Here is a 19,906-nt window from a genome sequence, read left to right on the forward strand (position 1 = left end):
ATAAATCCACAATCAATATCCGGGATTTTGGTAAGCCTTCTTTTCCTCCTGGCTCATTGTCATACCATCTATTTGTCCTTGAGGTATCGGGCGCAAATAGTGAAAAGGCTCAATCTTACGGGTAAAAGTTTCGGGGGTATGATCTCCTTTCGAAGAACCACAAATGGTGTAGGTGGCCGCCACTTCCGCCCATTTCTGCGTACGAACCAAATCGTGCCAGCGATACCCTTCTCCAAAATATTCCCGGCTACGTTCTTCCAGAATATAGTCCACATCAATCACATCGGGAGTTGCCGCAACCATTTGGAGACTCTTATCTTCAATTTTTTGGTAATTGCCATTATTCTTCCAGCGCCATTTTCCGGCACGTTCACGAAGCACATTCACCAAATCCCGGGCACTGACAGAACCGGTCGCTCCTTTAACAGATGCTTCAGCAGCAATCAGGTAAAACTCGGAGAATTTCGCAATATTCCATGGACGGGTAATAGCCCCGTTGGGCTGTCCAAGTCCCTCCCCGTTATCAGTCCGATAAGTTCCCAGTTTCCATAGACCGGGATAAACAATACGGCTTATCCCGCTCGGGGCAATCACCCAGTCGGCTCTGCCAGGCAAAGTTCCGGCGCCTATGTTACTTGCTCCGGCACCTGTAGGATAGCTTACAGGATTTTCAGGTTCTTCATCCAGAAACGTGAGTAAAGGGTCTCCATTGTTTACGGGAAGACCGTTTGCATTGTATAGGGTTTCATCAGCGACTCCACCTTTTTTCCAGTTTCCATAATACACTGTGGCAAAGGTGCCATCGAAGCGGCTGTCATTCTCCTTATCGCTAAAAGTATGGGTATAGGCTTCAATGGTTGGCGCCATACGGGTCCAAGGTCGGCCTCCCCACTGCACAGCTTCGCGTTGGACAGAAGAAATATTATAATCGGTGCCGTTTGCCGAACTTTTAATATCTGTATAGTTACAGGTAACAAACCAAACCGCGAAGTTTTCCGGTGCTCCACCTCCGGAATAAGAGAGACTGGCCTGATTATAATACTCGTCTTGAATGTGATCGGAATAAAGAACGATTTCCTTGTTTCGATCGTTGCTACCCAGATTGACATCATAATAATAGTCCAATAACCCAAATGGCCCGGGGTTTTCAATGCCCTGCAAGGCTACGTCATACGCCTCTTGGAAATACCATGCCGCATCATGTCCATCGGGATCAGTTCTGGGTGTTTCAGGATAAGTGGGAATATTATTGGGATTTTCGAGCCACCATGCATAGGTAAGGTATGCTTTCGAAAGAAACAAGCGGGCCGCTGTTTTTGTCACTGTACCAGTCAGTCGTCCTGTTTCGGGAAGATGTTCAACCGCTGCCTTCAAATCGGGGAAAATAGCCTTTGTATATACCTCGGGAACGGTATTCCTGACGGAAACACGCGTAGGCGTTATATTATATTTTAGCTCACCGCTTCCTAAGTCAAGAGGAACACCACCAAAGGTCTGTACAAGCAAAAAATAGTCATATGCCCGCCAAAAGCGCGCCTCGGAGATCATCGCTTCCGAAAACCCCACCAGACTTGCCTCTTCGATGATACCACTGGCAGTATTGATATTTGAATAAACCGCCCCCCAAAGGGCATCAGACCGGCTGGTTTGGGGAGTTAACGAACCCACTCCCGACATATCGGCATCCTTGAAATTTCCGTCCGCGCTTTGGGCCCAGGTATATTCATCGGTGCCGCTTTGCGTGGCAGCATAATAATACTGCCCCAGAAAATAACGTGTATGTGCGTACAATGACGTTAGCCCCATCCGCAAACCTTGTTCGGTTTTGAAGAATCCCGGCTCATAGATGGAACGGGGATTTTCATCCAGAATATCGTTGGAACAACCCCCAGACAATAATACCGCTGTGATTATTCCTACTATTGCATAAATTATTTTTTTCATATGATCATTTTATTGTTTTATTTCGGTATATGGAACCTTCGATGTGCAAAATAATCATTTCCCTGGGGGTGTTTGATGATTATTGTAAACAGGTCGGTTTCATATCAATATTTTGTCAATGTTGGATAAAGTTTTAAAATACTCAGAAGGTTAAATTTATACCTATCAAAAAGTTACGGGTCTGTGGTGTGTTGGTACCCACTGTGAGCATGGTACTTTCATTGTATGGGAGGTCACCGGTCACAGCCGCGTTCTCATCGCCATATGAATTGGTTACAGGATCCAATCCCGTCTCAATATTGAAAGGAGAAAAGAGAACAAAAAGGTTTTGCACCGCGCAATAGATCCGTGCGCTCTCAATCCCCGTTCTTTTCATCCAGGATTGATCCGGTTGAAAGTTATAACCCATTGTAATTTGCCCCACTTTAAAATAAGATCCGTCAAAATATCCCAACGTAGATCCATATTTCGGGTTATCACCGCTGGTAGCTCCTCCCGGTTTAGGATACTTGGCACCCCTATTTTCCGGAGTCCAGTAGTCGACTTTCACATTTCCCCGTCGTCCGGAAAGCATATTCAAATAACCATTTGCGGCATGAAGCGAACTTACAAGGACGCCTCCATGCTGATAGGTCCCGATCAGACTCAAGTCTAAGTTTTTATAAGCCATCCGTGTATTGAATCCCCCCAACCAGTCGGGATCGGCACTGATGACCTGGCGGTCTTCTGCTCCTATCTGTCTCAGCGGGGCTCCGTTGGTATCATAACCTCCCGTATATTTGACTTTGATCATACCCGCGTTTCCACCGGGTTCCAGCAAGCTTAGATGGGGCTCTCCCTCCTGCCAGAGTCCGACACGTTCATAGTCATAGATGGAATTGATGGGGTAACCCACAAACCAGGCGTTTCCTTCGTCCCTGTCCTGGCCTGATGCCAGTTCCACGATTTTATTCTTGTTTAAGTAAAAGTTCAGGCCTGCCTCCCACGACCAACCGTTGTTATTTTCGATGATGTTCCCGCTTAATGCAAGTTCAAATCCCTTATTCCGCGACTTACCCACATTGGCCCAGTAACTTGGCACACCGGTTGTGGAAGGAAGGTTCACCTTCATCAGCAGATCGTTGGTATTGACGATATAATAATCAGCAGAGCCTTGTAGCCGGTTATTCAGCAATGAAAACTCCAATCCGATATTATAGGTGCTTGAAAACTCCCAACCCAACGAAGAATTCTGGACTTCCGACACGTAAGCCCCAATGGTTGTGGTGGTTCCGAAATTGTAGGGACGGACGGTGAGGCGTCCCAAGGTAGCATAAGGGGATACTGCCTGATTGGATGTTTGCCCCCAACCAAGACGGAGTTTCAGGTTGTCTATCCAGCCTATATTTCCAATAAATTCTTCTTTACCGAGGTTCCAACCTGCGGAAATGGCCGGATAAGTATGCCATTTGTAGCCGGGAGAAAGACGTGAAGAGCCGTCGGAACGTATTGCCAGGGAGAGCATGTACCGACTGTCATAATCATACATAACGCGTCCCATCCACGATTTCAGCCCCCATTCCTCATATGACTGGTCCGCGGGATCGACCGTGACATCATCTTTGGCGGCCTGCCCCAGATTCCAGTATTGGAAATGATCCGACGGGATATTCTGCGCTCTTACCAGTGAGCGATCATAATGGGTTGCCTCTTCCGAATACAAGCCGGTAAAATTCAAATGATGCTTATCAAAGTATTTATCATAAGTTACCACATTCTCCGCCACCCACTGATAGGTGAGCGACTTCTCCAATGAGCCCGTAGACGCCGCGGTAGTAGTGGAGCTGAAAATCCCTTCTCCCTGATATTGCCCCCTGTTGACCCCCCTCAGGTTCAATCCCAGGTTGATGCGGTAACTCAATCCCTCCACACCGGGTATTTTCACCTCTCCATATAGTGAGTTATAGGATCCGTATCCTTTTTTATTATCGGCATATTTATCTCCAAGGGCAAGCACCCTCTCGCGGGTATAAGTCCATGTGTCATCTGCCACAGAATGGATTATCGGTTTCAATGTGCCGTCAGAGTTCAGCGGATCGATAAGAGGAGAGGTGGATAAGGTGCTGTACATCCCGAGGTTCTGACCGTTTGTCACATTATAGTTATTATTCGTTGTCAATCCGAAACGAAAATACCGACCTACGCTTTGGTCTATGTTTGCACGAAGGTTGACACGATTATAATCCTGCCCGGGCAAAAGCGATTTATCTTCATAGTATCCTGCTCCAAAACTATAACTACTCTTGTCTGTTCCACCCGAGATAGTCACATCATGACTCATCACCATCCCCGGCTCGAACATCAATTCCTGCCAATCGGTATTCGTCCCTTCTGTCTCATCACTTCCCAAAGAGGGTCTGGATCCTCCGCCCTCCACATTTTCCCGGTAGACACCGGCATCATGCCGTAGTTGATAAAGCTCGTCACCCGTCATCATCGGATAGCGGTTATAGAGTGATTTCACACCATAATAAGCATTATAGCTTACCCTTGCCTTTTGTCCGGACACACCTTTAAATGTGGTGATCATTATCACGCCGTTAGCCCCCCTTGATCCATAGATTGCCGTGGAAGAGGCATCTTTGAGGATATCGATACTCTTAATGTCATTTGGATTAATATCCGAAAGGGTCCCGGCAAAAGGTATTCCATCAAGCACGATAAGCGGGTCATTGTCGGCATTCAGGGAACGGGTGCCCCGTATACGGATTTGCATATCAGCCCCGGGCTTGGAACTGCTTTGTTGCATTTGTACCCCGGGAAGGCGCCCCTGTAAGGCAGTCGTCAAATTCCCTGTGGGTATGTTCCTTAGCACATCACCCTGCATTGAAGAAACCGATCCCGTAACCGCTTCTCTTCTCATCGTTCCGTAACCGACCACCACCACTTCTTCCAACAATGCCATATCCTCTTCCATGATAATACGCAGGGAGGTCCTTCCGTCCAACGCTATGGTTTGGGGGGCCATCCCGACGTAAGACACCTCCAAAGTGGCATTGGAGGGCACATTAGTCAACATGAAACTGCCATCGGCATCAGTAACCGTGCCAATAGAGGTGCCGTGTACCTGCACAGTCACGCCGATAAGCAATTCTCCTTTCACATCAGTAACCGTTCCCCTCACGGTAATGTTCTGGGCAAACGCGTGTTGGGAAAATGCCCATACCCATAGCAGCAAAATCCCTCTAGATAGATTTAAAATTTGCTTTTTCATCTCATTTTTCATTTGTTTAAATTAATCATTTCAAACAGGATAACTCTCGATCGGTACAGATTAATCCCCCTTTTTAGCCTATCACCGCTCCCTTCTTCCCTACTCCCCTATCATCGCAAAACGTGCAAGAATATGCCGGATCAATTCTTTTACATTTACCATTAACTTGTCAATACAACGTATTTACTTCATGTATTTATCACAATAACATCTTGTAGTATCGATTAATTATGAGCCTATTAAATTCAATAATAGAATAAAAAAAATCAAAACTTATTGTACTTTATACATATATACAAGATATTATATTTTGCAAATATATGAATATATTTCTATTTCAAAAGAATAAAATAACAAAAAAAACATAAATAATAAAATAAGAGGATTCTTCTTTATATTTCTTGTACAAGTAAAATTAATAGAATAATTTTGTACTGAAAAAGAGAATCTTATGACAAACATTCATATGTCCCCTCCCCCATCGGCGCCGCTCCCTTATAATCCTCATGTCTCTGTCGACTGTGTTGTTTTCGGTTTTGACGGGGAGAGGCTGAAAATCCTTTTGATCGAACGCACAATCAGTGAGGTAAATGGTAATTACAGCGATAAGAAACTGCCCGGCAGCATTATTTATCAGGATGAAGATCTTGACACGGCCGCGACACGGGTCCTCAATGAACTTACCGGACTGAAAAACATTTTCCTGCATCAGTTCCATAGTTTTGGTGATCCCCAGAGGACTGGCAACCCCAGAGACAGGAACTGGCTTGAGAAAACAACTAAAATGAAAATTGGACGTATTGTGACCGTAGGGTATCTGGCCTTGATCAAGATAAGCCGGAAAATCATCTTTGAATCGGAGAATACCACGGCCAGATGGTATGACATCGAATCGCTGGGCACCATGAAACTGGCCTTCGACCACAATTCGATCGCGGAAGAAGCCCTAAGGTACATACGCCATCAGGTAATGCTCCAGCCTTACATGTTATTCGAACTATTACCCCGCAAATTCACTATGACACAGCTTCGTAATTTATACGACCTGATACTCGAGACAAAGTCGGATGTACGCAATTTTCAGAAAAAGGTACTGCTTATCGAGGGACTGGAACAACTCGATGAGGTACAGAAAAATGTCCCTTACCGGGCTCCCAGGCTGTACCGGTTTAACAAGAAAAAAGCAACAAAAGAAAGAAACAAGCACGGGTTCTGAGAGAATCAGGCTTTTCGGCTCGCGCGCGGGGAAACGATTACCGTGTAAAAAGAACGCCGGCAGGTAAGCCACCCGTGTGAAGTGTCATCTGCCGGGGATATTGCTATAACGCTCTATCAGTTCCTCGGTAACCGGTTTGAAGATCCTGCGCCATGACATTCCCCGACGCCCTGTCGTCTTTCATTGCCCGTCCGTTGGGCAGCACCACAATCATCGGAGCAATTTTCCCGTCGGCATACAGATTGTCAAGGATTATCTGCGGCTTTCCGTGGGTGAACCACTCTTTTTCGTCACCGCCAATGCCGTGCAACAAATACAACACCGGATATTTTTCGCTTTTCGAATACCCGGGAGGAGTATAGACCAATGCCCGGCGCGTTGTTCCCACCGTTGCAGAAGGATAAGAGATGGTGTCTATTTTTCCGGTCCGTATCCCTTCGCGAACCATATCGTATCCTCCAGGCGCACTTCTGAAATTCTGGCCCGTCGCCACGTAGCAGAAAAGCAGAAAACTGAAAACAGTCAATTGTTTCATATCTCTAAAATTATTTATTATCATGCTCGTCTCATATGAGTATTGTATTGTATTGTATTGTATTGTCTTATTTCGGTATATGGAACCTTTGATGTGCAAAACAACCATTCCCCCGGAATAAAAGCCATCTTCTTCACACTCTCATCCTCGGACATTTATCATTCAAAGGCTATATGGTAAGTTTTCACCAATCCCTTATAATCGAAATTCACCATGGCTTTCCCGTTTCTTGAGGAAGCCTGGGTGACATCCACTTTTACGGCAGGATTATCGGACGAGGCCGTCACCACCGGGATTGCGTCGGATCCCGAAGGGCGCGGGCAGGAGACCTCATAAAGGTCATAGCCGACGATTCCGTTGGTTTCGGTAGATCTCACCGGCATTTCCGGCAGCGGCACCCCTTCTCCGTTCACCTGTATCCGCACAGAGGGAGGTACGGGACGAGTGATTTCTTTTTCCCCGGCACTGAATCCAAGCCCGATCAAATCGAAAAGCGGTTCCTCGGGTTTACCCTCTGCCACCAGATAGATAGCATGTTTACCCTCCAGGTGATCGACGAATGTAGACACGTCGACCTTCCATTTCGCAACCTCTTGTGTCATATTGGCCGGCACATTGATTTCCCCTATTTTTGTCCCTTTCCAAATGGCATTATCCCAAGGTCCATCCAGCCATATATGTACCTTAAATGCGTCAGGGGTTTTCGCGGTAAGGAAAAGGTTAAATGCCGTTTTATTCCCTTTTTTCGTACCCTCGAAAGCTTTCAACCCGCTTTTATCTTCTTGAAGGCCTCCGAACCCAAAATACTTATACCCGACAATGTGCCCGTTTCCCACATCACTGACAGGCATATGGTTATCCCATATATCCCATGAATCCTGTTGGAGATTGATATCGGACAAATAACAGGCATAGCCCGCTGAATAATATTGGTAGGGATCGAGCCCGTAGATGTGAAACCCTTCCGAAGTGACTTCGGCTCCGGTATATTCGTTCCCTTTGCCGTCCCTGACTGTGCGTATATGATCTTTGGCATACGGATCGTACGCCCTGATGGTGACCGTTCCGCCTTCCGACACCAGTTTCTCGTCCCAGGTAACCGAGATGGGGGCGACCATTGCCTGTCGGGCAAATCCAAATCCTCTCGGTGGCCTGTGATAGAACACATACCATTGACCGTTTATCTCCTCTATGCTGCCGTGGGTATTGTGTCCCGCGTTGGATGTCACGATGGCGGTACCATCCCGGTTGAGAACCGGGGCACGGGAGTCTACCAACACGCCGCCAATCCTCCATGGGCCCAAAGGTGAATCCCCGACGGCGTAGCGCAAGGTGGAATTTGAACTGGCAATACCATAATCCGGACCTGAATATCCGCTGTAAATAGTAACATACTTATTTCCCACCTTGCGGATGGAGGATGCTTCAAAAAAATTGAACTTACCCATGTCCTCACCCGGATAAACCCGCGGGAAATCAGTCCCTTCCGGATCCCGTATTTCCCCGTATTTTTTACCCGCAGGCAAAAAACGTTCAATGATTTGGGTTCCCGGCCTCACCGAATACATGGTATTTTGGTCCAGTTCAGTCGCGGAAGATTTTTGGAATCCCCAGTATCCGTAGGCCCTGAAACCAACCTCATAATCGGGATCATTGGGGTCGGTAACATATTCGACATGGACGGCAGGGTCGAAACCGAGGACGCTTCCCGGGACGGTACGCTGACCGTCGGCTGTCAGGTTGACGGGCGTGAACGGTCCATCCGGCCGGCTACCCTTAGCCACCATGGCCTCCCTATGCGGCCCCCTGCTGTGAGGGTAAAGATAATATTCCTTGGTCCCGTCTTTGCGTTTCACCTCCACAAGGTCCGGGGCGTACATCACATCCCATCTTCCATCCACCTCATAGGTAAACACCGGACCTTCATCCCTCCAACTGGCAAGGTCTTCCACGGGTGCCGACCATATCCGGATATCGGGTCCGCAATAGCTTGAATAACGCACATCGTGAGAACCGATGATATAAGCCCGGTATTTACCTGGCGTATCGGGATCTTCAAAGACCCGCGGTTCGCCGTCCGGCAAATGCTCCCAGAGGGGAAGGTACGGATTTCCCAGGGAGCGGTGGACAAACTTCTCACTTATCTTCTTATCGGGCGCCGGACTATCTTCCCCTCCGGCCACGGTGGAAACACATGGTAAGGCCATTAAACCCAATAATACCAGGATCTTTTTTGTCATGTTACATTGAATCATCTTTATCGTATTTGAAATGAAATATCTACCAGTTTAATTTTTAGAGAATGGAGGGATACTCATGTATTGGCACAAACATCCTATGATCATGCGCATTCTCAAAATTATTTTCTCCACATTATAATACTTCCGCATGGGGATCTATTTGAACAAATTCAGGTCAATATATTCACCCATTTTACGATACCCCGCTTCGTTAGGATGAAGAAAATCATTGTCATGCATATCGGGCAGGATGGCGGCCGGGTCAGTCGGGTTGCGCATGATTTCGTCAAAATCGATCACAGCATCGAACCGTCCGCTTCGTCGTATCCACTCATTTACCGTATCCCTCGCCTGCCTGCGAAAGTCAGTATCATAAAACGATCCTCCAAAAGGGAGAATGGTTGCGCCGTATACTTTCATACCTTTCGCTTTCGCCTTGTCGATCATCAATGAATAAGCTTCGATAAGTGTTTGCGCCATCTTCGGTGCTTCTTCAGCAGAAGAAATGCCTCCAATGTCATTGATCCCCTCGAGGATGATCAGCCAGCGCACGTTGCTTTGCGAGAGGATATCCCGGTCAAACCGATCCAGGGCAGTGGGGCCCAATCCTCCTCGCACCACACAATTACCGCCTATTCCCTGGTTGAGTACGCCGATACGGCTTGTTTGGGGATCTTTCAACAACCTTTCCGAAAGGATGTCAGTCCACCTATTCTGTTTATTTGTTCCGGATCCGCGCCCGTCGGTGATGGAATTGCCCAACACAGCAACGGCACCAGCCGCGGGTGAGGCAAGCACCTCTAAACCACTGATAACATACCAATGGTCTGTAAGTACGGCTCCCGTGAGCTCATCTGACGCGCACTGATTTCCCTCGACCAGAAAAGAGGTAGTTCGTGATCCGGGATGACCGGTTATCTCCTCCGGTGTTTCGCCAAAGGCGATAGTGATGGCAAGCCTTGATCCCGGCGCCAAATGAAAAGCCAGCGGGTCTGAAACAACAACCGATTCCGGCATAATGACCACCTGTCCATTCCCTTCAAAGCGTAATGCCTTCTGCGTGGCCGCGTCAACGGAACCGTCTTCCCTTGCAGGGGCAATTACGACGGATTGTATTGTGACAGGCGCATTGCCGAATGCATTGGAAAATTGTAACCGGACCCTATCACCGCCGAGGGAAACCCTTATAACCTGGCGCAAAGTATTATTTGCCAACCCCGGGAAAGGAGGCATATTCCCCGGTTCCACCAACTGAGGGGCGGCAGTCCAGCTTCCCGTCCAGAGGTGCGGGTTCCCGTCCTTTGGCATTTCCGTCCTGAGTATTGCACAGGCGGATAAAACGAACAGCAAGAAAAAGCTGCCTACTATGATGGGAATGGGGTTTTCATTTTTGAATATGTCCATAACCGTAAGAAATGCATGTTATAATCTATTTTCCGGGAGTACTTTCTCTTGTGGCTGCCGCGTCCATGATGTCGCGGACAATCGGTTTGGGTTGGTATTTCCGGTCAAAAAGCAATGGATAATCGGTGCGTCCTCTCATGGGGAAGTCGTTTTTCCACGAATCCCTGTCTGTTACCCCCCACATCGTTACCCGTGAAATTTTATCGCTCTGATCCAAAAATAAGGTAAAATAGGCAACCATCTTTTCATGCCATCGCATAGCCACGGAGTCAGGCAAAACATCCGGATAGGGATTCATTTCGGCCCTGAATTGCTCGGTATCAGCAATATTGGCCCCAAAGTCGCGACGCGGGGAAGGCAATACGCTCATATCGAATTCCGTGATCATCACTTTTACTCCGGCCGCGGCATAAGCATCTATTGCCGACCTGTATTCATCGGTGGAGGGGTTGTTCACTCCGATATGCCCCTGCATTCCGACACCATCGACACGGAGGCCTTTTTCCTTTAACGTTTTTACCAAATCCACGATAGCATCCCTCTTTTCCCCTATCCATTCGTTGTAATCGTTGTAATATAACTCGGCATCGGGATCTGCCTCATGCGCATATTGAAATGCCAACGGAATGAATTCTTCACCCAATATTTCATAGAACTTGCTTTTCCTCCACTCACCATTGTCCAGGATCGCTTCATTCACCACATCCCAGCCGTGTATTCTTCCCTTGTAACGTCCGACCACCGTATAAATATGATTTTTCATACGCTCTTTCAGAATTTCGGGAGATATATCATTTCCCCGGTCGTCCGTGAAAAACCATGACGGTGCCTGGGAATGCCAGATTAAGGTATGTCCTATTATAAGCATGTCATTTTGCTCCCCGAAGGCAACGAACTTATCCGCATCGTCAAAGAAAAACCGGCCTTCCTCCGGCTGCAGATACATGCTCTTCATACAATTTTCCGCCACGATGGAAGAGAATTGGTCTTGTACTATTTTCAGGGAGGCTGTATCATAGCCTCGTATCTGATTTATATTCAGAGCGGCTCCAATATGGAACCTGTCGCCTAACGCCTCCTTGAGCGAACAAGAGGCTTCTTTATCACTTGCTTTCGGGTTGCCACAGCAAGCCAATGACAATATCAGATGGAAACAAAAAATGGTTGTTAAAATTTTCATGATCGTATCTGTCTTTTAGAATCTAATAGATGTATTGTTCGATTTGACAAAACATGTTATCAAGAGGAAAAGCTATTTTCCGCTTAAACCGTCGGCATATCCGGCATAGGTGTGTTTACGGCTGTATTTCTCCGTCCACAATCCTACAGGTTGTCCCGCTCTCCATGCGGAGTCTTTAGGACTGTCCGTGGGACACCAGTGTGTGATGCCAAACTGTTGGGCAGCGGGAATGATCTCAAAGTACTTCTGAATGATGAATTTGTAATACGAGGACATTGCCTTGTGCTGTTCCTCGGTCACCATCTCGGTTGGTATCGAGTGACCCTCTTCGTTGACAAGCCCCATGTCCAGTTCCGTGATTTTGATCAATTTTCCGGTTTCGGCCAATAACTGAAACATTTTCACTATATGCTCTTCCTTGCTGGCTTGCATCGCGGGATTCTCGTAATAGGAGATATGCATTTGCGTTCCGATACCGTCGATGACGGTAGTAGCGTCCGACTCCCACTTTTCAATCCATTTGATCAGGCTTTTCAATTTCTGGTTATCATCCCAGTCAGACTCCAAATTATAGTCATTCACGAAAAGTTTCATCTCCGGGGGGCCATGTCTACGTGCCAGCTCCACGGCGACGCGCACGTAGTTGTCGCCCAGGTAGTCCTGCCAGTAGAAATTATTCTGAGCGTCAGACTCCGAAACATTTTTCACCGATTGAAGATCGTAGAGGCCATCACCGTCCAAATCACTACCTGAGAGAGGTTCATTTACCACATCCCATGCTGTGACATAACCGTCGCATGCTTCCATCATACCGGCAATCCAGTTTTCCATCGCCCGGGTGAGCGTATCTGCCTTTTCCTCCGGGGTAAGGGGTATCTTGTTTCCTGACTCTTCAATTTCAAAACATATGTCATCAAAATAGTAAGTATTGGCCTCTTTAAATACGGCAAGGTTGAAAGCGATCGTGCTCATTCCGTTTTGATCAGCCGATATAACGCCGGAGTTGGAGTATTCCTGCCATTGGGTAGTGAAATTGGGGCTTCCCACCATCGACCAGTGCAGGTATTCACCCGGATTTTTATGCGCCTGAGACTCAGATGGAGCCGGTTTATCAGCCTTGATCTTCATACTGAAGCGGTAACTATCGCCGGTCTCGAATACATGGGGCACTTTGACGAAAAACTGGGTATCCCAATTGTTGACAGGATTGTCTCCAGCCTGGACAACAATCGACCGGCCGATACCACCGGCACCGGTCCCTGTGGCTCCAAAAGTGGCGGCTTTTGGTCCATCTCTACTCTCCGTAGCGAAAAAACTGGAGAGATCATTATCTTCACAATCGCTGTTGCTCACCAGATTGGTCCACCATGTTGTCGGAGCAGCCGCCAAGGGTACTATCGAATATGAATAACCATGCCATCCCGGTTTTCCCCAACCCGTCAGGTCATCTTCATCGAAAGAGCCGTTGGGGATAAGGTTTTCTTCCGAGCCGGATGCAGTGAAAGAGATATCATCGAAATAGAGATCGCCGCCAAACTTACCAAAACAGAACTGCAACCGGTTGGCGGCGAACTCCGCGGTCCAGTTGATGATGACTTCGGCCCATTTGTCGCTTACCGGGATGGCCAACCCGTACTTCACATTTGATCCGTCGGTAGGCCAGAAGTCCATGGTAAAGGCTTCCGAGGCAAACACCCGCATTTTGAGGGTGTATGCCACCCCCGTCGTCAACGGTTCCGCCAAGTCATAATAAATCTGCCAGTCCCATGTATTTGCCTTTGGCTCCGGTGTTTTCATGTGAAGAGCGTTGTTCGCGTCACTCGGATCGATTTCAATCTCCCTGTCGGCAAGAATGCTGTTCAGGTATTTGTTATTCTGCTGGGCATGCCAGAGCAACGTATGTCCGTAAATGGAGATGCCGGCGGCTTTCGCAGCTTCGACAAATTGCACTACCTGTGAAAAGTTCATAGAACCGTCGTCACTTACCGACGAACTGTACTTCATGAGATTTCCCGCCGTCACATCATCAAAATTGGCATTGATGAAACGGTACACTAAACCCTGCTTGATATAATCTGTAGCGACTACGCCGGCACCCAGCTTGAAGCCGGGATGGGCACTTCTGTCGACATGGCTTTTCAGCGCGCCGTAACCATTGAGGTATTCCATCGCTTCAATAGAAGCCGGTTTATCTACCTGAAACAATAGTTCCGCATCATCCACACAGGAAATGAACAAAACCAATAGCAAGATAAAAGCTCCTTGAAAAATATTCTTATGTTTCATACGATTAGTTTATTTTTTTATTTCGGCACATGGAACCTTTGATGTGCAAAATAATCATTCCCTTGGGGTGTGTAATGATTATTGCAAACATGTCGGTTTCATATTCATCCGATTTTACTTGGAAAACTGCTTATTCTTTCAACCCTGAGGTAAACCACTCGGCTCTCATCCCTCTGTCGCGGACTACAAGTGTATCTGTGGTGGCACACTGAATATCACCGTAATCAATCGAATACTCAAGGTAGAGCACATCACGATCCGTATTACCCCAACTGTTTTTGTCACCTTTGGGCACGAACTTTCCGGTTCCGTTTGCCAAGATCCCTTCTGTGCTGGATGTGACAGTGCAATTGCCACTGTCATCGAAGGTGAGCAGCAGCGTACTGTTCAACGCCAAATCGTTCAAGTCTCTTGTCCGGTGCTGCCAGGCAACGCTGTTGAGCGAACGGGTAGAAATATCTGTGACAACCTCATCCTTTTCTACGAATTCCGCATGACGGATTTTTGTACCAGCCTGGCTTCCCAAAAAGGTGTCCTTGCCACGGCGTAAATAGTTTGCATCATATTGATTAATGTATTTCACTGCATAGAGCACGTAATCCTTGGGTTGTACGTCCCAGTGGGAGGATACTCCCCGCCTGGGATGATCAATCAACGGAATCCCTGAGAGAATGCTGTCAGCATTGTTTACACCGGTCATTACCACGGGGATCACGTATGTGGTGACGAGTGATTTCGGATCATTGAAAAACGCATCGGTCAGTTGTACGGTCACCCCTCCCAATATGCTTCCTTTCTCGATCGTTATCTTATCAGACGAAAGAGTGTAATAGGAGGAAGGCATCGGAAGAATATCTTCGCCAGTGTCATCGAAAACCAATCCGTCACACAATGCGTTATCCACCTTGATCGATATGTCAATATTTTCGTTGTTTTTATAAACCCCGCCCATTGTAGCCATGATCTGGCACTTATACTCATTATCCAAACGGGTATCAAACACATCTTCACCCAAACAGATAGTACGGATAGGGCTCTGATAAGCGAAATATACGGCCGAAAATTCATAATCGGGAAATTCCCATTCACCATTCTGGCATCCAATGAAAATTCCGGATGTAATTACTGCCGATAGTACTAAAAATATTATCTTTTTCATTTTCTTCATTTTATTAATATTCTGGATCGTTTCACCATCCTTCATTTTGGAGCAGATTGCTGAACTTAATTATTTCCCCGTAAGGAATGGGGCCGTAATACATATGATGCTGATAGACGCGTCTTTCTACCTGCGGTAAAACGGTATAGTTTCCCCCACTTATACTCACCCCTTTGGCTGGTTCAGTAATATCCTTTTTCCAGCGGCGGAGATCCCAGAAACGGAATCCTTCAAAGCAGAGTTCCAGACGCCGTTCGTTGTGTATCAGTTCCCTCATCTTATCCTTATCGTTTCTCGCGGATTCCAGATAAGGGTCGTTGTTATCGATACCTATCCCGGCTCGTTGACGGATTGCTTTGATCACATCGTACGCCGAGTAGCTGTTCGTTCCGGTACCACCAGGCCCCCATGCTTCATTGGCTGCCTCTGCATACCCGAGAAAAATTTCAGTATAGCGGATGAATGGTTTGTAATGGTAAGCGGGGGTTTCGGAACTGGGATTCGCGTTGACGGATTGACTCAACAGTTTTTTCATATAATAACCGGTTCTTGTTGAGGTTTCTGTCCTGTTCAGCGCGTTATTGTCGCCCCCGTCCGCAGCGGTCGTAATGACCGTATTCTGAGGACCAGCGGTACTTCCGTTTCGAATAATGTACAATGCCAGGCGTGGATCCCTGTTGGTATAGGGATTCGAGGGGTCATATCCGCTGTCGGGGTCAGTAATGGGATAACCGTTTGCCATGGGAAATGCATCCACCAGATTCTGAGTTGGGTTCACCCGGCCGCTTCCAAACAAAGTGGGGGGATAATTATCCCGTTCAAGGGTAAGGTTGTTTTCTTTGTTTCCGCGCCATAATATTTCTTTTGGATTCACACCTGCAAGCAGGTTTTCAATCGTACTACTATTGCTGTACCATTTATTCCCGTCCGGGTCGATCTCGGCGATGGGGTTGCCTCCAAGCCCGTTGAGTACGATTGCCATGTTGTTGGCCGCCTCTTCCCACGTCACGTTCGAACCCTCGCTGTAGGCCGGACTGGCAGCAAGCAATGCCATCTGCGCACGTACCGCCCTGGCTATACGGGCGCTCATCCTGTTTTTCGCATTGTCCCCGAAAACACGGGTATATTGTCCTGCGGTCACGCCTTTTGCCCGGTATTTTACCGGCACCAGGTTATCATCATCGATGGCTCCGTAATTGTCGGGGAGCAGCATGATGGCGGAGTCGACATCGGCGTTAAGCCGGTCGACACACTCCCGGAATGTATTGCGGGGCAGGTTAAATTCCGAGTAGAGGTCTTCCGGTTCGGTAAGGATCGGGATTCCCAATAACTGTCCGTCGGTTGCCCATCCCGCATGATTCATTAGGAGATGGTACATGTAAAGCGCCCGCATTCCAAAAGCATCTCCTTTCATACGGTCTTTAAACATGTCGGCCACCAGTGGGTCTTCAGCCCAGTTCACCTCATCGGCAATATGGAGGAATAGATTCAGGTATTGCCATGACGCGCGTAGATACTGCCATCTGTCCATGGGGTTGTTGTTCGATCTCCAAGAACCGGTGGCCATTAAACGGTATCCGTTGTTGGGGTTGTTGGAAACTGCATCGTCAGTTGCCACGTCGTTAAAGGACCAGGATCCCAACGGATTACTGATATATGCATGACCCAGCAGACCGGTGGCCCATGCCGGCATATTATACAGGTCGTCGTCGTTTTTATGATTTTCAATAGCCGGTTCGAACATGTCCTGACAAGCTGTCTGCATAAATACGAACAAAACAAATAGGGCGACTATTGATATTCTATTTCTATTCTTCATGTTAGTATGCATTTTTCTGATTACATCATTAAAAAGTACCTATTACTCCGATATTGTAGAACCGTGTCTGTGGCGCACTTCCTATATTCATTTCAAAGTGTTTGCGTTCTTTTGAGATGGTCAGTAAATTGTAACCGCTCATGTAAACCCTGACACCTTTGATAAACGATCCCTGTAAAGAGGCTTCCGGAATATCGTACGTTAACTGTACTTGTGACAAATTCAAGCGGTCTGTTTTGTATAACCAAAAATCGGAATTGCGGAAATTGTTGTCACCATTTGTGGTAGTGAGCCGGGGATAGGTTGCCGTATCTTTGGTTTCTTCCGTCCAGCGGTTCCGTACAATCTCCGAATATTTGTTGTCACTACGTACCCAATAGTAGGAGCTGTTCTTTAAGCCATACCCGCCAAAGAATCCATCAGCCATGGCGAAGAAGGTGAAGTTGTGCCACTTGGCTGTAAAGTTGAGGCCTAAACGGAAGGGTGTGTCCCAACGGCCCAAAAACACTTCATCATTGGAGTCGATGATATTATCTCCATTCTGATCCTTGTATTTGATATCGCCCGGCTTTGGCTCCCCGAATTTTTGTTCTGGCGAGTTGTCGATATCGGCCTGATCATTGAAGAAACCAAGGTTCTGCAAGCCCCACAATCCATTCACCGGATGACCGACCCTACTCAAATGGTCGAATTCAAAACTTTCGTCGCGTCTAGCGGCCTTGCTCGTGAAATACATGCCATTCACACCCAATGTCAAATCCACCTCGCTGACCTTCCTGTTCAGATACATACTGAAATCAAAACCGGAACGATCGTCGATATTATAATTGATATAGGGCATGATTGAGGAGGTAGGATAGCCCACTTGTGTGAAATAGATGGGATAGATGGAATGCGGCTGCGTAATGTCTCCATCCATTTTGCCTGTGAAATAATTGAAGTCAAATGTCAGCAATTGGTTCCAAAGTGAACCGCGAAGCCCCAGGTTGAACTCTTTTCTCTTCACAAACGTCATGTCGGGACTTTCACCCCGATTGAATGACGTAGCCGCTTCGCCTCCCAAATCGGCCCAGGAGTACCACCCACTCCGTTCCAAAACGGTTTTGTAGAGATAGTAGCCCATCGGGTTGTCGTCGGTAGCAATATCCATGTCCTGGCTTATAATACCACCCGAAACGGTCAGCACCAGATCGTCGAACATGGACTCACCAAAGAAGTCCTCCTTCACCGGACGCCAACCGAGTGTGACTGTCGGTGAAAAACCAAGTCGATTCCCTTCCGGGAGTTTGGCGGAGTAAGGGAATGCCGAACTGAAATCCAGGTAGTATTTTTGTTGAAAATTATAAGAAGCCTGTAAACCTAGATTCACGTTTGTCAACCGATGATACTGGCCGCTTTCTTGTCTCTGCCATGTATTTGCCACAATCATACCGAACACGTTGTGGTCACTGTTAAAGGTATGGGTGTAATCAAACTGCCCGGAAAAATTGTAGGTATAGCGGTAAGCCGAATTACTGATGATCTCGTCCCCGGTCTTTCTGTCGGTGCCGTATTGGGTAACGCTGCCAATCATGTCGGTGCCCGCGTAATCGACCCACAGCGGTTCAAAGGTGGCGTACTCGTTGGAATATCCCTGATTATAGGTCGACGCATAGTCAATACCGTATTTGGCACGAAAATGCAACCCCTCGAGCAACGATTTGAGGTTGAGGTCGAACCGGGTGTTGAACTGAAACTGGCGGCTTACGAACTTGTTGTCTCCGGCGGCATACGCATCCGCAATCGGGTTGGTGGGGTGTAATTGTGTTCCCCCAAGGAAGTATTTCCCGTCGATGATATAATTACTCGCATGAATGGTAGGCCATGAGAATATGTCGTTTTCTTCCAGATAACTCAGCGGGATAAGCGGTGAAACGCGGTGCGGGCGCAGGGTGGCGGCATTTGCCCACCAATCGCCCCGGGCACTATAAGAATCATAAAATGTTACGTTGGCATCTGCTTGTATTGTAAGGAAGTCCCGTATATTTATGTCCAAATTTCCACGAACAAACAGGCGACTGACGTAATTATCGGCATTGTTGGCCACTTTCAACAATGAGTTTTCGCGGGAATACCCGGTAGTAGTGTAATATTTCACGCGTTGGTTGCCTCCTGTGATCTCCGCGATCGCTTCCGAGCGGTTGTACATCTTACGGAGGTATTCCGATGCGTACATGTTGAGATCCGGATAGCGGTAGGGGTTTTCACCGGAAGCATGCCGGTAGATCTCTTCAATAGAAAAACTGGGATCCAACCCGTCATTGACACGCGCTTCATTGTAGAGGGTCATGTACTCGGCCGAACCCAGGTATTTGGGATAGGATTTTGGTGTATGGATCCCCGTATTGGCACGAATGCGGATAGTAGGATCTCCTTCTTTTCCACGTTTGGTTGTAATTTGGATCACACCCTTTGCGGCGCGGCTGCCGTAGAGGACTACCGCGGCCGCCCCCTTCAGGACAGTAATCTGCTGAATCTCGGTGGGTAACACATTGTTGGCATCGCGGATCATCCCGTCGATAACGACCAGATACTCGTCCATACCCCAAATATTTCCGCTTACGCCGCCTATCAGATTCTCCACAAAACTCAAGCTATAGGTGGTATATGCTTTATTCGTCATCTTTTCCACATCAATGACAGATATTCCCCCCATCAGGTCTTGTTCGTCTATAGCGCGGAACGCAACCTCCACTTTTTTGCGTACAGTATCGTTTTCCCATGTCATGGCATCTGCGGAATCCGGCTTGGCGGCAGTCCGCGGGACATGGAAAACAAAAACAATACAAATTGCGAGACCAATATATTTATGTTTCATCGTAGACTTTTTT

Annotated in this window: 11 protein-coding genes; 1 reads left to right on the top strand and 10 read right to left on the bottom strand. The window is 47.4% G+C overall.

Going from position 1 to position 19,906, the window contains the following annotated elements; genetic code table 11:
* Positions 1 to 12 precede the first annotated feature (12 nt).
* Both D7D25_RS06975 and D7D25_RS06980 read right to left on the bottom strand, forming a co-directional pair.
* The gene (locus D7D25_RS06975) at positions 13 to 1,944 is read right to left on the bottom strand and encodes a RagB/SusD family nutrient uptake outer membrane protein (protein WP_122968260.1); all 1,932 of its coding nucleotides are present in this window, start codon (positions 1,942 to 1,944) and stop codon (positions 13 to 15) included.
* Between the two features lie 142 nt (positions 1,945 to 2,086).
* Positions 2,087 to 5,209, bottom strand: coding sequence for a SusC/RagA family TonB-linked outer membrane protein (locus tag D7D25_RS06980; protein ID WP_370453841.1), 3,123 nt, complete (start codon positions 5,207 to 5,209; stop codon positions 2,087 to 2,089).
* A gap of 439 nt (positions 5,210 to 5,648) precedes the next feature.
* On the opposite strand from D7D25_RS06980, the gene D7D25_RS06985 reads away from it, so the two are divergent.
* Positions 5,649 to 6,413 carry an NUDIX domain-containing protein gene (locus D7D25_RS06985; RefSeq protein ID WP_255417223.1) on the top strand — a complete coding sequence of 255 codons (765 nt, stop codon included), beginning with the start codon at positions 5,649 to 5,651 and terminating at the stop codon, positions 6,411 to 6,413.
* Between the two features lie 103 nt (positions 6,414 to 6,516).
* On the opposite strand, the gene D7D25_RS18790 is transcribed toward D7D25_RS06985, so the two are convergent.
* The 8 genes from D7D25_RS18790 to D7D25_RS07025 form a co-directional block, all read right to left on the bottom strand.
* Positions 6,517 to 6,948, bottom strand: coding sequence for an esterase family protein (locus D7D25_RS18790; RefSeq protein ID WP_122968261.1), 432 nt, complete (start codon positions 6,946 to 6,948; stop codon positions 6,517 to 6,519).
* Between the two features lie 158 nt (positions 6,949 to 7,106).
* Positions 7,107 to 9,188 carry a carbohydrate-binding protein gene (locus D7D25_RS06995; RefSeq protein ID WP_122968262.1) on the bottom strand — a complete coding sequence of 694 codons (2,082 nt, stop codon included), beginning with the start codon at positions 9,186 to 9,188 and terminating at the stop codon, positions 7,107 to 7,109.
* A gap of 156 nt (positions 9,189 to 9,344) precedes the next feature.
* Complete coding sequence (locus D7D25_RS07000; protein ID WP_122968263.1) at positions 9,345 to 10,592, bottom strand: SGNH/GDSL hydrolase family protein; 1,248 nt, start codon at positions 10,590 to 10,592, stop codon at positions 9,345 to 9,347.
* A gap of 25 nt (positions 10,593 to 10,617) precedes the next feature.
* Positions 10,618 to 11,772 carry an endo-1,4-beta-xylanase gene (locus D7D25_RS07005; protein WP_122968264.1) on the bottom strand — a complete coding sequence of 385 codons (1,155 nt, stop codon included), beginning with the start codon at positions 11,770 to 11,772 and terminating at the stop codon, positions 10,618 to 10,620.
* 72 nt (positions 11,773 to 11,844) lie between these two features.
* Complete coding sequence (locus tag D7D25_RS07010) at positions 11,845 to 14,058, bottom strand: endo-1,4-beta-xylanase (protein WP_122968265.1); 2,214 nt, start codon at positions 14,056 to 14,058, stop codon at positions 11,845 to 11,847.
* Between the two features lie 130 nt (positions 14,059 to 14,188).
* On the bottom strand, positions 14,189 to 15,217 hold the full coding sequence (locus D7D25_RS07015) for a DUF5627 domain-containing protein (protein ID WP_122968308.1): 1,029 nt from the start codon (positions 15,215 to 15,217) through the stop codon (positions 14,189 to 14,191).
* 31 nt (positions 15,218 to 15,248) lie between these two features.
* A complete protein-coding gene (locus D7D25_RS07020) occupies positions 15,249 to 17,036 on the bottom strand; it encodes a RagB/SusD family nutrient uptake outer membrane protein (RefSeq protein WP_122968266.1) in 1,788 nt (595 codons plus the stop codon).
* Between the two features lie 28 nt (positions 17,037 to 17,064).
* Positions 17,065 to 19,893: a SusC/RagA family TonB-linked outer membrane protein gene (locus D7D25_RS07025; RefSeq protein WP_122968267.1), complete on the bottom strand. Its 2,829-nt coding sequence runs from the start codon at positions 19,891 to 19,893 to the stop codon at positions 17,065 to 17,067.
* Positions 19,894 to 19,906: the final 13 nt, after the last annotated feature.

It is taken from the genome of Proteiniphilum sp. X52 (assembly GCF_003712195.1).
Taxonomy (GTDB): domain Bacteria; phylum Bacteroidota; class Bacteroidia; order Bacteroidales; family Dysgonomonadaceae; genus Proteiniphilum.